Below are 14311 nucleotides of genomic sequence, written 5' to 3' on the forward strand. Positions count from 1 at the left end.
AAGATTAGAACAACACATTTATAACCTTGCTTGAACTCAAATACCACCAGTGTCTCACGGCTTAACTACTGGAGTGGAGTATAGAGAATTTCTCTAGAGGTTCTTTAGGCTTTACAACCCTTTAAACAAAGGCTAAAAGATTAGTTTTAGCATCTTGTACTACTATATACTACAAAAGATTTATTTACTCTGCCAGTGCAGGTTTTTACAGTTACGGTGCGGGCAAAAGCTTCTCCAAAGCTGGATTAAGATTGCTGTTACTTTTCCCAAATTGCTCAATGGCAATCTAAAAAAAGAGAACCGCGCTCAAATATGCCGTTCGCTTTGCCAATCTAGAATCCCCAAAGGAAAACCGGATGTAGGAAAAGGAAGGAACATACTCAAGTTAGGGAGAGATACAGTTGCGCTAGCTCTTTTACTGTTATAAGTACCTGCATGACAGAGTAGAAAAAACAAGAAGTTTTTTGATTGGGTCTTTTCCAATACCCAATAATTCTGCGGTCTTGTCCCTAACAAGGTGCCCGTACCCAGGGCGAGGGTTTTTGCCCGAAAGTATAGGAATCGAACCTACAACTAATCGGCGATACACCGACCGCTCTACCAAATGAGCTAACTTTCATGGTGAAATAGTTGAAAGTACTGGGCGGTATACGCTATTACCAGAGGTTAGCGTACCAGTCGGGTATACAGAACCCAAACTACAGCTTTGCGACTTTGTTACTATCCCGGTTCAAATCTAGCACAGGAAAAAAGTTAAAAGAGTGAATTCCATTCGCGCTGGCTATTATTGGCTGAGGTACACCTAAATAAGTCTTTTCTAGCTAAATAAGCAGCTTTAAAAACGTACTTCATCTGTTTGGGAGTCACCATATTTCTGCTTGATGCGTTCCACGCTTGATTTAAATTCTGCACCTTTGTTCGGGTTAATCATTGCTACATAATTTGCAAACCCGGTAATTGCGGCAATTAAATTAGTTGATTTTCCCCAAGTTTTTCCTGATAAGCCTTCTTGTTCTATTTGATATAGAGTTGCACGAAAGGCTTTTAATGTCTTTTTAGATATATTTAATTGCGTATTTACAATAACACCTGTTACTTCTTGTTGCACTGATTTACCGGAAATCTTGGTTTTATTATCATTCACAGTAAAATTTTCACTATGAATAATAAATTTAGTGTTTTTAATCAAATTAGATATTTTGGACGATGCATCCTCAGAAGCAGAAAATGTTAAATCGTCAGCGTAGCGCGTATAGCAAAACCCAAGATTTTCAGCGATCGCAGCAAGACGGCTATCGAGATTACGGCAAACTAGATTAGAAATAGCAGGACTTGCAGGCGAACCTTGAGGTAAATGGCGGTTTTCTGAAGCTGTATAGTTAATTTGTCCATTTATTGCTATTTCAGCAGTTGTACAAATCAATCCGAAAATTGTCGCCATAGGTTCTGAATAACCAAACCCAGAAAATAATTCTTTGACACGTTTGTAAGAAATTGACTGAAAAAAATTCTGTAAATCAATATTGACTATTACATTTGCACCAACATGGGGTTTAGCATTGGTGACTATCGAACGATTTTTGCAAAAGCCGTGCGCTGCATTATGAACTTCTAATTTCTCTAAAATATTCTCTAGAATCCATCTTTGAGCAGCTTTAAGTTCGGGCTTTGGTGCAGAAATCATTCTTTCTCCACCTGTCTTTTTTGAAATTTTGAAAGGGAGGTAATGTTTAGTTAGGGATGTACTAGTTGTTAAAGAGTGCAGTTTTTCCAGGCTGATTCCCATTGCAAAGGCTATTTCTTCGGCAGTATTATATTCAGCTAAACCATGCGATGCCTGCGGCGGGCGTAGCCATCGCAAAAGTGCTAAATTATCAGTTTGCAACTTTTCTAGATTACTTTCAGCCGCTAATGGGGTAGTGGTTAGATTTTTGCTGTACATAATACAAAAGCTTTTTTTACTCTGCAAGTGCAAGTGTTTACAGTTTAGGTGTGGGCAAAAGCTTCTCAAAAACTGGATTAAGATTGCTGTTACTTTTACCAGACTGCTCAATGGCAATCTAGAAAAAGAACCGCGCTCAAATATACCGTTCAATTTACCAATCTAGAATCCTAAAGGAAAACTAGATGTAGAAAACGAAGGGACATACTCAAGTTAGGAAGAAATGCAGTTGCGCTTACTCCTTGACTGTGGCTACCGAAGATCGCCCTTACGAGTAATGAGCGACAGCAGAACACTTACACCGCAGAGTTTGGAAAATGACGGACTTGAACCGTTTTGGGATTTCTCCCGTACCATATTGGCTACCTTGGAAGGGTATTGTCTTTTGACCCGGACAGGGTTGGGTGAAAGTATAGGAATCGAACCTACAACACATCGATTATGAGTCGATTGCTCTACCAGTGAGCTAACTTCCTGGGGTTTGATACAGGACTCGAACCTGTGACGGATCGATTATGAGTCGATTGCTCTACCAACTGAGCTAATCAAGCAATATAGTTTAAAGTACTCGGCGGTATACGCTCATACTAAAGGATGGCGCACCAGTTAGGCATTAGAACCTAAACCATAGCTTTGTAACTTTATTACTATCCCACTTCAAATCTAGCATAAAGGGATTGGGCATTGGGAGTGCTGAGTTAAGAGTTAGGAATTATCCCCTGTACCCCTTCATCCCCCTTTTACTGGGAGCGTAATTATAAATTCAGTACCATCACCTAAAGTTGAATTGACAGCGATCGCTCCACCATGTTTTTCGACTACAATCTGATGAGCGATCGCTAATCCTAATCCTGTTCCCTTCCCAACAGCTTTTGTAGTATACAAATGCTCAAAAATCTTCTCTTTGACATCATCTCTCATGCCGATGCCGTTATCTTGAATGCGGATGTTGACCAATTGGCTATCATTTGACAGTTCAGTTTTCACTGTAATCAGGTTTGGCTTCATTTCAATATCTGTGAAACTCCGTCCGATATTTGAGTCTTCCAAAGCATCGATCGCATTTGCCAGAATGTTCATGAATACCTGATTGAGTTGCCCCGGAAAGCATTCGATTTGAGGTAAATTAGCATAGTCCTTGACAATTTCGATCTCTGGACGATCGTCACTAGCTTTCAAGCGGTGTTTGAGAATCATAATTGTGCTATCAATACCCTCATGAATATTAAATAGTACTTTGTAGTCTCGATCGGCTCTGGAAAAAGTACGTAAACTCGTGCTGATGTGGCGGATGCGTTGAACTCCGAGTTTTAGTGAATTAATTAATTTAGGCAAATCTTCTCGCAGATATTCCAAGTCAATGTCTGCAATTTCTGGTTCAGGATCGGGTATCTTAGTTTGATAAAAGTCAATCAATCTAAACAAGTCGTTAATATAATCAATTGCAGGTTGTAAATTCCCAGCAATAAAGCCAACAGGGTTGTTAATCTCGTGAGCAATGCCAGCCACAAGATTACCCAACGCAGACATCTTCTCATGTTGCACCAACTGGAGTTGGGTTTCCTTTAGATGATGCAAGGCTTGGGAAAGTTCAGTAGTTCGTTGTTCAACTTGTTGTTCTAGAGTTTGAGTGAAGCGTTGTACTGTCAGTTGGGTTTGAATGCGAATCAACATTTCTTCAACTTGGAAGGGTTTGGTAATGTAGTCTATGCCACCTACCTGAAATGCTTTTACTTTATCGATCGCGTCATCAAGCGCACTGAGAAAAATCACAGGAATGGCACGAGTGTTATCAAAGGTTTTGAGTTGGCGACATACTTCATAGCCATCAATATCGGGCATATTAATATCTAATAATATCAGGTCTGGAGGTTCTGCCTGAGCCGATCGCAATGCCATCGTACCATTTGTAGCTTTACGTACTACGTAACCCTGTTCTACTAACAGGTTAGATACTAAGCGGAGATTGTCTGGCAGATCGTCAACTACAAGGATTTCGGTTTTGGATAGAGTTTTCATATATAAAGATAATTAAGAAATAGATTGAGTAAGTTCAATCAGTGCATCAAACTCAAAGTTATCGACCAAATGCTTGAGAGTTTGTACTATCGCTGAGTTTTGCTCAGGAATTTTTTCGATCAGTTCCATCAGTCGTTGATCCCGTCCGGCGGTAGCAGCAGCGTGAAATTCACTCAGCCATTCGCTAGACATGCTATTGAGATCGGATGGTTGCAATTTAGCCGTGGGCAAATACACTTGTGGCTGATTTTGAGTTTCTTCATATACATATAGCACTCCAATGTGCTTTGCCATCGCGTCGAAAATTTCGTAGTCTCGAAACGGCTTTCGCATAAAGTCATCGCAACCGACTGCCAAAATTGCAGCGCGTTCTTCTTCCAAACTGCTAGCAGTCAAGGCGATAATTTTTGGGCTGTTGCCGTTGGCTTGGGCTTTGATGTATTGTGTGGCCTCTACGCCATTTAGCACTGGCATTCGCATATCCATCCAAATCAAGTGGGGCTGCCATTGTTGCCAAATATCGATCGCTTCTTGACCATTTTCGGCTTCCTTCACTTCAAAGCCCAAGGGACTGAGCAACTTTACTAGAATCTGGCGATTGATATCTTTATCATCCACAACTAAGATGCGGTAACGGGGTTGATTGGATTCCAAAGCAATAATCTGTCGCTTGAACCGCACAGTTTCTTCATCAGCTGCCTCAACAGCCGTCACCTGAATCTGGAATTTAACAAGCGTGCCATACCCTACTTGAGAACTGACATTCATCTCGCCACCCATAAGTTGTACAAAATTGCGGCTGATGGGTAATCCTAATCCTGTTCCTTCTTGGGCATTTTTGCCGGTTTGGGTTTGAGCAAAGGCTTCAAACAACTTATCAAGTTCATCAGCAGCAATGCCGGGGCCAGAATCTTCTACCTCAAAATATAGAGTGTGCGTGGGTGATGCTTCAGAGGAAGCAATGGCCTTAACTCTCAGCGATACACCACCTTCATCGCTAAATTTAATTGCATTACTAATTAAGTTAATTAAAACTTGGCGCAGTTTCACTTCATCAGTTTCCACATAGCGCGGCACATCTGGTAGATATTCAAACAACATTTGTAATCTTTTATCTTCAGCTTTGAGGCGAAACATATCTTCTAAATCGCTCAACAAGCGATAGAAATCAAAATGCTTGAGGTTGAGTGTAGTTTTTCCTGCTTCAATTTTGGACAAATCCAGGATGTTGTTGATTAGCGTTAATAGATGTTCTCCACAACGAGTAATGATGCTGATATTTTCTTGGTGTTCGGTGGACAGAGTTTTGCTGCGAGTCATTAGTTGAGCGAACCCCAGTATGCCGTTGAGAGGGGTACGGAGTTCGTGACTCATGTTAGCAATGAAAGAACTTTTAGCCTGATTTGCCACTTCTGCCTTCTCTTTGGCGTGTTCTAGCTGGTGATTGGATTCAGCTAATGCAGCAGTGCGATCGCTAACTCGCTGTTCTAGTGTCTCGAATGATTCTTTGAGTTGGCCTGCCATTTGGTTAAAAGAGATGGTTAACTCTCCTAGTTCATCGGTGCGATTGAGTTCAACTGTTTGATGCCAATTTCCTTTGGCGATGTCTTTGGCGGCTTGATTGAGGCGGAGGATGGGTTGAGTTACCCAACGAGCCGTAAAAATTCCAAACATTGTGGCAATAAACAAAGCAGCCAAACTTAGTAAAATTGTGGTGCGAGTGTTGGCATTAATTTGTTTCATAAAGTCTGATTCGGGAATCGTCACGACTACCAACCAATCCAGACCAAATTTATCGCGCCACGGAGTCACTTGTACAAATTGACGTTCGCTTTGTGTCAGTAAAGAAGAATCGCCACCTACTTGAAAATCAAATTCTTGTGCATTCTTGATTTGCTCGAAGCTGCCAAATTTACGCTGCAAATATTGCACAGTTGCTTTAATCTGCGGATCGGGATCTTCCAAAATATTCAGGCGTTGCTTATCTTTAGCAGTTGCTTTGAGAATCGGCTGTTTTACTGAGTGAGCAATTAACATTCCATCCCGCTCAATAATGAAAATTTTTCCAGAGGGACTGACTTGCAAATCTTGAAGGAAGTCACCGATTTGAGACAGTGTGAGATCGGCTGCCATCATACCGATGAATTTTTGGTTGCGATCGTAAACTGGATGACCAAAAACAAGAGCAACATATCCGTCAATTTCTTGCAAAACTTTCACAGGCGACCAATTGGGTTTACGCAATTGTGAGGTTCGGACGAATGGAGGATAAGTCAGCGGATTAAAGTCATAAGCACCAATTTTCTGAGTTCGCTTTCCTTGACTATCAATTTTATAGACAACGTTTTTTCCCTTCGTTCGAGGGGAAACTTCATCGACTGTGATTCCTTCACCCGGCAACCATCGCCCAACTCCTAAATAATTGCCATTAGTTTGGGTAAAGTGCATATAGCTGATTTTTTGATGCAATTTCACTTTCTGCCAAAACTGATAGCCAACCAGGTCTAAATCTTGTCGGTTAAGTAACCCTGACTCGACTAATTCAGCATTGCTGCGGGCAATTTGATAAGAACTTGCTAAGTAGGTATCTAAATGTTGATCGACTCGTAAGCTGGCTTCTCGAATCAACTGATGAGCTAGGTGATTCACCGCTTGTTGACTGTTGCGGAATGACAGATAACCGACTAATCCCACAGCAGTAAAGATTTGTAGCACAAAAGGAACCACTAGCCAAGTACGGAGCGTTGGCGCAGCCCGCCGTAGGCATCGCCGCTGACTGTGAGGTATATGATTAGCAAGGGGCATAAAACAAACTCCAATCAACACTTTTTATTTGTAGTTGCAGGGCGATAATCAGAAAATCCCTAACTCTTCATTCCCTACTCTTAGATGAAATTGTGAAAAAACCTTCTTTAGAATACCCAGACTGAAGAGGAAACTCACAGAAATTACTTAAGCTTAGTCACACAGAGAACACAGGATTAGAGTAATTGTTATGCTGGGGCGATCGCTATACATTAAAACTTCTATGTAGAGTGAGGCAATGGAAAATAGGCAATAGATAAAGATTAATTGCCTCTTGCTTTCAGGTGTGCAGTATTTTTTCAAAAATTAAATCAGATTGCTATATATCTTATCCAGATGAGCATGAAGAACAAGAATGCCAAGAAGTCTTTGTTTATTTGTTAGATAATGCGGAACCCTATGGAGATAGAATTACCACTCTAATTAATGAAGAGTTCAGTAATAAATGGTTCAAAATGAATTGGATAGAATCGTAGTTAGCTAGGATGCGTTGCACGAACGACAACGCAACACTGCATATATGTTCCTAACACCCCTCCCCGCTTACGGCTACCGTGTATACACAAGTTTTGTCGCAGCCATATCTTTCTTTATTAATAAATTAATAAATCTCGCACTGCGTTTCTATCCCGCCTCGGAATAAATTCAGAGTCTCATAGCCCAAGTCCACTCAAGTGGACTAAATGACAATACGCTTGGGTTAAGGCTAACAAATAAAGCTTCAACCCAACCTACGATTCTTCTTAACCCAAGCGTATTAGACTAAATAATTAATTCAGTCCACTTGAGTGGACTTCAGCTATCAGCCCTGAACTTCAGTTTTGGGCGGGATGTCGGTGAGTGTGACAAATCATTCTTGGGCTTCAGTCTGGAAAAGCCAAACCAGTCATGGGGTCACGAATATACAACCCTAGCGTGAGGCTACGGATTGCTTCATCCCAAACAGGTATTAATTGTTCTGCTTGATCTGCCCAATAATCGAATGTAATTAAGCATTGAACATTTGACCCCAAACCAATGCAAGTCCGCGAAAAAGCTTCCCGTGGTTCTTCCTGAGTGTCAATAAACTTCATCTCTGTCCAGACAATTCTGGCAGTTTGGCGCTTGACGGTAATAATTTCTCCCTTGGCAATGATGTTGCGGCTGTCGTCTTCCAGGACTTTCTTCAACGTGGATTTTAGCGGAAACTGGCTCCAGTCATTGGGTGGCAGACGATTGAAAGATACTTCCAGACAGCAATCATCGTTAGGCGGTTTTTTATCGAGGAACTTGAAAGATTTTTCTTGTGGCTCCAAAACCCAGTCCTGGGGAACATTCAAGCGAATAGCGCCTCGATCTCCTACAAATATTTTGTAGCCTGATGGAGATTCCCAGCGATGATCGGGTTTTAGTTCAAGCGTTTCTTTTATCCACTGGAGATTGCTTTTCTTACGCTTTGCCATAGTGTTTTTGCCAATCTGCTGAAGTGGGCGTAGGCGTTAGCCCGTCGTAGACATCGCCTTATTTGGATCGTAGACAATCATCAACTTTGTTAATGTTATCAAATTGCTAGTATTTAGTAGCGCTCTTTTATTACTGTTAAGCTGTTCCACATTTAAATTGCATATACTGGGCGGGCAGGATGCCCACCCCACAAGAGTTATATTTAACTCGATTATGCAAGTTAGATGTTTTTTAGCTTACCAAATAAAAATTAGAAACCTTGATTTTCATTGGGTTTATGAATATATGGGTAGGTTGGGGAGCCACAATCAGCCCAGCAAGCTAAGATTCTCCTTCGGCGGCGGACTGACGTTGAAGGTTTGGACAACTCCCAAGAAGCGGAAGATTTCACTCAGGATATTTTTGGAACCTGTAAGCGATCGTTAAGAACCTATTTGGCAATTTTGACGGTAAAACTCAGCGTTATGATTAAAGTTTCAGCTTTCAACATTAAAGTTTTAGCAGCAGTGTTCATGGTTATGGATCATGTGTGCTATTTGCTAATGCCAGACTTCTTAATATTGCACTTTTTTGGGCGATTGAGCTTTCCCCTCTTTGCATGGCTTCTGGCTAAAGGCGAAAAACACACCCAAAATGTATACCGCTATGGAAGCAGGCTATTAATTACAGCGATTATATCTCAGCCAATCTATACTTTTGTTTTCCAAAAGTACTCGTTTAATATTCTCTTCACGCTTCTTCTTGGACTTGTGATGTTGCGCTTAGTAAAGCTTTGCCCGCAATTATGGCAACAATTAATAATTACTGGATTGTGTGCAGCACTTTCTGAGGTCTTGGGCTTTGAGTATGGAGGATATGGGATTGGAGTAATTTTATTGATGTCTTTAATAGACAAACTGAGACCCGGTGTATGGTTGCTCTACTGGTGCATCTTGCACTTTATTTTAGTAATTCTATCGATTAATTATATATTTCAAATTTGGGCAGTTTTTGCAGGATTGATTGTTTTTCAATTCAATGGTAGACAAGGTTCGCGGGCTAGATGGTTTTATGTGTTCTACCCGGGCCATTTAATAATTTTAGGTGTAATCAATTATTTAATCCAGTCTAGGTAGGATTGAGCAACTGACCTACACATAACCTCCAGGCGATTGTCTGCACGGATTGAGGCAAAGTCATCCCTTAAACAAATGGCGATCGCAAAAAATTTCTAAGTTACGTCTTACTAATAAACTAACCAACGGCTTGCATTAGACAGACTTCAGTTTATTTAGCTCAACCTACGGCTAAAGATAAACCTGCTGCAACATATACAGTAATTAAAAAAACTAATTTAAGCAATTAATAAATTCTATTTTTATTCCGAAAAAGTTCAAAACGTAGATATATTTATATATATAGATGATATATCGTTAAATATCTTCCTAAAGGAAGATATACTTTTCCAAAAACTACTTTTATTCACTCAAAGCTTGAAAAATAAATAGTAGATATACATTTGATTCAATGATATTCATCAGATAAATCTTATAAATTTTAGTCTTTTGTTAACGTTTGCCAGTTATGATACCAGAGTAGTGAATGATAATAATTCAAATTTGGATATCTAGGGATAATTGTGTCATCAAATAAAAATGTCCTAGATTTATCCATCAAGTTGTCAAATGTAGCCGAAAGCAACTACTAAATAGGTAAATATTTAAGGTAACAAACATGAATTATACTATCGAATCCGCACGGAATATTTTTTCTAGCACTCAAGTAGCAGATGCTGTTCCAGCCACTACAGCAATGTTTGCTGAACTCAACATTGACGATCAATTGGCATTTCTTTGGTATGCTTACGCTGAACTAGGTCGGACAATTACTCCAGCTGCTCCCGGAAAAGCAAATCTCCAATTAATGGAAGGTATATTCAACGATATTAAGCGGATGTCTCATGAAGAACAAACGCAATTAATGAGAGATTTAGCGAGTAATGCTGACACTCCTATCAGCCGTTCTTATGCATACTTTGGTGTCAACGCCAAATTGGGATTCTGGTGGCAGTTAGGAGAGTGGATGAAACAGGGTATCGTCGCTCCTATGCCAGCAGGCTATCAAATGTCAACCCAAGTTAAAGCAGTGCTAGAAGCTGTTCAGAGAATCGATCAGAGTCAGCAAATTACTGTACTACGCAATACTGTAGTAAATATGGGATTCGATCCGTCTCTGGCTGATAAACAACAGGCAGAAGTCATAAACTTTAAGTTCCCCCGTGCATCCCTAAGTCCTCAATTTACTATTGAGGGAGTTACAGAGCCAACAGTGCTGAAATACATTGAAGCTATGAATGCAGATAACTTTGAAGCTGCTGTTGCTTTATTTGCTAACAACGGTGCGCTGCAACCACCTTTCCAAAAGCCAATTGTTGGTCGAGAAGCGATCACTTCTTATCTACGAGATGAGGGACAAGGGTTAGTGATGAAGCCAACCAAAGGGGTTTCAGAAACTATAGAAGATGGTTATACACAGCATAAAATTACTGGTACAGTCGAAACTCCTTGGTTTGGAGGTAATGTTGGGATGAACATTGCTTGGCGATTTTTACTCGATCCTCAAGGTCAAATTTACTTTGTGGCTATTGATTTACTTGCTTCTCCCAAAGAACTGCTGAATCTAACTCGCAAGTAAAATTTCTTTGTCTTAATACAAAAGCAATCGTGTTTATCTAAGATGATGTTTTAAAAGGATTTTTTGCTCTTATAGTTAGCAAAGCATTGCACCTTAGTACATAGCTAAAACCTTAATTTGGCGTTGTACTTAGCCCATGCTACAACTGGAAAATTATAACTTTCGGGGCTTTTAAAACATCCTCTAAGCAACACAACGAGTATCAAATAAACCTCGGTTGAAGCTCGGTTCACGTAGAACCGAGCTTCAGTCAAATGTAGGCAAACTAGTGTAAATTGGCTGTTCACTCAAATCAACGTCAACCACCTCCCCCAGTCTTGCTGATTTAAAAAAACGTTATGCTGCCGCGTTATTCTCCGTCAATTTTGGCTCACAACAACTTATCGTAAAAAGTTTAGTGCATCTGACTGCTTTACACGATCGACTTCGCCTATTCTCTGCATCCAGTCTCGTCTAAGTTGGGTACTTTCCATAGTTGTGCTAAACTCATCAATCCAAGTTCTTTTTCACAGTTTTTAACTGCTTCAGCTTGAGCTTTAGAGAGATTATTTGCAATTTTATCAGCAGGGGTAGCTTTGATTGTTTGCTGCGATCGCACCTAAGATTTTCCATCAGGTACACTTTTATAGAGGCTCGATCCGTTCTACACCACCCCATATTTTAAAGAACTGTTTAGTTTTAGCTTCTATCTCTGAAATTGTTCTTGGCTGTCTATTCCCAGAACCTGGAAAAATAATATAAACGATGTCCTTGGGAATTCCTCGCCTGACTGTTGAGCGTACTAATGGATCGTTTCCAACAGCCTGAGACAACGCACTCTAAATCTAGATGTCACTTACTAAATCGCTGGATTTAGTAAGTGACATCTTGCAGAAGTTCGGGATTTGGACAGCAATTTTTGCTTAAGAAAGTACCATTCTCCCTAAAGCCGCCTTTTAGGGACTTCCAACAAATAAATTATCCAATCTTGTGGGGTAGACATCTTGTCCGCCCCAAGCCTTGGGCTATCGTGTCGCCCACCCCACAAAAAGTAGTTGAGTATTTTTTTATTTGGAGTTCCCTTACTTGGCAAAAAAATTTAAACAAACGTAAGTATCCGAACATCTTGGGAACTATATAAGCAAATCAAAGTAGCACAAGTTTCAGCTTCCAGCAATGAAGACTCACTACCTCAGCAAAGCTAAGGCCTTGCCATTACAGATTGTTCTTGTTGTTCCCTTCCTTATCCAAATTTTTGGAGCGGTCAGTTTAGTGGGTTATTTGTCCTTTAAAAATGGACAAAGAGCAGTTAACGACTTAGCAGAGCATTTGATGGATCGCACCAGCGAGGTAGTGGATGAACATTTGAAGTCTCATCTTTCTATTCCACAAACCCTTAATCAGATGAACGCAGATGCCATCCGCAGGGGAATATTAGATGTGCGCGATCGCAAAACCATTGGGAAGTATTTCTGGGATCAGATCCGCGTGTATGAACTTACTTATATTGGCATCGGACTAACTACGGGTGAGGGACTAGGTGCTGCTCGTTATGATGGCAAGACAATTACCATTGATGATTGGACTGCCAAGCCTCCAGACAATACCTACACCTACGCTACCGATAATCAAGGTAATCGAACTCAGGTAAATGCTCGATGGAATTGGGAAAATTCTAAAGAATCTTGGTATACTCAACCCATTACCGCAGGTAAACCTATTTGGGCAAAGATTGTAACTGGAAATTATCCCACGGGCCCCTACATTGCCGCCTCTGCTAGTCGTCCGATCTACGATCCACAAAATCGCTTGCTAGGAATGATTGCCTGCGATATTCATCTGTTGAAACTCAGCGATTTTTTACGCAGTTTAGATGTCAGTCAGTCTGGGGAAGTATTCCTTTTAGAGCGGGATGGGATGTTAGTCGCCAGTTCCGGCACAGAGAAACCCTTTGCGATCGTTAATCAAAAAGTTCAGAGATTGCGGGCGATCGACAGCCCCAACCCAATGATACAGAACATTGCCAGACACCTCCAAACCTTCAACGGGTTTGCATCCATTAATCAAGACACAGATTTTAAGCTTGAGGTGCAAGGAAAACGGTATTTTGTCGATGTTGCACCTTGGCGTGACAAGTATGGCTTAGATTGGTTGGTAGTAGTGAGTGTGCCAGAAAACGCATTCATGGCGCAAATTAACGCCAACACATATATTACGATCGCACTGTGTTTTGGCGCATTGGTTCTTGCCTCGGTAATGGGCGTATTCACCTCTCATTGGATTGTACGCCCGATTCTGCGCTTGAATTGGGCAAGTGAGGCAATGGCATCCGGCAATTTAGATCAGACAGTAGAAACTAGCAGCATTCAAGAACTTAATACCCTGTCCAACTCTTTCAACCACATGGCAGGGCAACTGCACGAATCGTTTACTGCCCTAGAGAAAAGCAAGGAAGAACTAGAAGATCGGGTAGAAGAGCGCACCACTGAACTCAAAAATGCATTAGGGGAATTGCAGCGCACTCAATCTCAAGTTATTCAAAGTGAAAAAATGTCTAGTCTCGGACAACTAGTTGCTGGAGTCGCACACGAAATTAATAATCCAGTCAACTTTATTCATGGCAACCTCGACCATGTGCAGGAATATACCCAGGATCTATTAGCGCTTGTGCAGTTGTATCAGGAGCATGATTCTAACCCTACTCCTGAAATTCATACCGCTGCCGAAGATATGGATCTGGAGTTTTTGCAAGAAGACTTGCCGAAAATTTTGTCTTCCATGAAAGTCGGTACCGATCGCATTCGCCAAATTGTACTATCGCTGCGAAACTTCTCCCGCATGGACGAAGCAGAATTCAAAAGGGTCGATATTCATGAAGGCATCGACAGCACCCTGATGATTTTGCAAAACCGTCTCAAAGCTAAACCGGAGCAACCTGAAATTGAGGTGATTACAGAGTATGGCAATGTACCCCTAGTAGAATGCTATGCCGGACAACTCAACCAGGTATTTATGAATATTTTAGTCAATGCAATTGATGCATTAGAAGAAAGCAATATCAAGCGTACTTATCAGGATATCGAGAAAAATCCCAGTCGAATTAGGATTCGCACATCGGTAGTTAATTCAACGTGGTTACAAGTGGCGATCGCAGATAACGGAATCGGTATTTCCAAAGACTTACAGCAACGAATATTCGATCCCTTTTTCACCACTAAACCCGTTGGCAAAGGAACCGGAATGGGTATGTCTATTAGCTATCAAATCATTACAGAAAAACATGGCGGCAAACTGGAGTGCTTCTCAACTCCTGGAAAAGGAACCGAGTTTATCATTCAGATTCCTCTGCGGCTCACGAATGGTTGAACTATGAATTATGGCTGAGGCTTGGGGGAACAGGAAGATGTAGAGAGTTTTGGATTATACAGCAGATTTTAAGTTGAGAAGGGC

General features: G+C 40.9%; 8 protein-coding genes and 3 tRNA genes. 3 read left to right on the forward strand and 8 right to left on the reverse strand.

Going from position 1 to position 14311, the window contains the following annotated elements:
• Positions 1-546: 546 nt before the first annotated feature.
• The 7 genes from V7L01_RS17610 to V7L01_RS17640 all read right to left on the reverse strand — a co-directional run bounded on the left by V7L01_RS17610 (position 547) and on the right by V7L01_RS17640 (position 8208).
• Positions 547-619, reverse strand: a tRNA-Ile gene (locus V7L01_RS17610).
• A gap of 216 nt (positions 620-835) precedes the next feature.
• Positions 836-1885: a retron St85 family RNA-directed DNA polymerase gene (locus tag V7L01_RS17615; RefSeq protein ID WP_335036868.1), complete on the reverse strand. Its 1050-nt coding sequence runs from the start codon at positions 1883-1885 to the stop codon at positions 836-838.
• A 458-nt stretch (positions 1886-2343) separates the two neighbouring features.
• Positions 2344-2418: transfer RNA gene (locus V7L01_RS17620), tRNA-Met, on the reverse strand.
• Positions 2418-2493, reverse strand: a tRNA-Met gene (locus V7L01_RS17625). The genes V7L01_RS17620 and V7L01_RS17625 overlap by 1 nt, the downstream gene beginning before the upstream one ends.
• A 178-nt stretch (positions 2494-2671) precedes the next feature.
• The gene (locus V7L01_RS17630) at positions 2672-3961 is read right to left on the reverse strand and encodes a sensor histidine kinase (protein WP_335036870.1); all 1290 of its coding nucleotides are present in this window, start codon (positions 3959-3961) and stop codon (positions 2672-2674) included.
• Between the two features lie 12 nt (positions 3962-3973).
• Positions 3974-6766: an ATP-binding protein gene (locus V7L01_RS17635; protein WP_335036872.1), complete on the reverse strand. Its 2793-nt coding sequence runs from the start codon at positions 6764-6766 to the stop codon at positions 3974-3976.
• A gap of 863 nt (positions 6767-7629) precedes the next feature.
• Positions 7630-8208 (reverse strand): hypothetical protein, encoded by a 579-nt coding sequence (locus V7L01_RS17640; protein WP_335036874.1) that lies wholly within the window; start codon positions 8206-8208, stop codon positions 7630-7632.
• Between the two features lie 360 nt (positions 8209-8568).
• On the opposite strand from V7L01_RS17640, the gene V7L01_RS17645 reads away from it, so the two are divergent.
• On the forward strand, positions 8569-9324 hold the full coding sequence (locus V7L01_RS17645; protein WP_335036876.1) for a TraX family protein: 756 nt from the start codon (positions 8569-8571) through the stop codon (positions 9322-9324).
• A gap of 598 nt (positions 9325-9922) precedes the next feature.
• Positions 9923-10882, forward strand: coding sequence for an orange carotenoid protein N-terminal domain-containing protein (locus V7L01_RS17650; RefSeq protein WP_335036878.1), 960 nt, complete (start codon positions 9923-9925; stop codon positions 10880-10882).
• 430 nt (positions 10883-11312) lie between these two features.
• Here the strand turns inward: V7L01_RS17650 and V7L01_RS17655 are convergent, their stop codons facing one another.
• Positions 11313-11480, reverse strand: a complete 168-nt coding sequence (locus V7L01_RS17655) for a hypothetical protein (RefSeq protein ID WP_335036880.1) — start codon at positions 11478-11480, stop codon at positions 11313-11315.
• A gap of 557 nt (positions 11481-12037) precedes the next feature.
• Here V7L01_RS17655 and V7L01_RS17660 point away from each other — a divergent pair.
• Positions 12038-14227, forward strand: a complete 2190-nt coding sequence (locus V7L01_RS17660) for an ATP-binding protein (protein ID WP_335036882.1) — start codon at positions 12038-12040, stop codon at positions 14225-14227.
• Positions 14228-14311 lie beyond the last annotated feature (84 nt).

The organism is Nostoc sp. (assembly GCF_036917095.1).
Classification (GTDB): domain Bacteria; phylum Cyanobacteriota; class Cyanobacteriia; order Cyanobacteriales; family Nostocaceae; genus Nostoc.

Bases quoted from the DNA above. Each gene is read 5' to 3' on its own strand.
- V7L01_RS17630 (WP_335036870.1), bottom strand. From the start codon at position 3,961: ATGAAAACTCTATCCAAAACCGAAATCCTTGTAGTTGACGATCTGCCA.
- V7L01_RS17635 (WP_335036872.1), bottom strand. From the start codon at position 6,766: ATGCCCCTTGCTAATCATATACCTCACAGTCAGCGGCGATGCCTACGG.
- V7L01_RS17640 (WP_335036874.1), bottom strand. From the start codon at position 8,208: ATGGCAAAGCGTAAGAAAAGCAATCTCCAGTGGATAAAAGAAACGCTT.
- V7L01_RS17650 (WP_335036878.1), top strand. From the start codon at position 9,923: ATGAATTATACTATCGAATCCGCACGGAATATTTTTTCTAGCACTCAA.
- V7L01_RS17660 (WP_335036882.1), top strand. From the start codon at position 12,038: ATGAAGACTCACTACCTCAGCAAAGCTAAGGCCTTGCCATTACAGATT.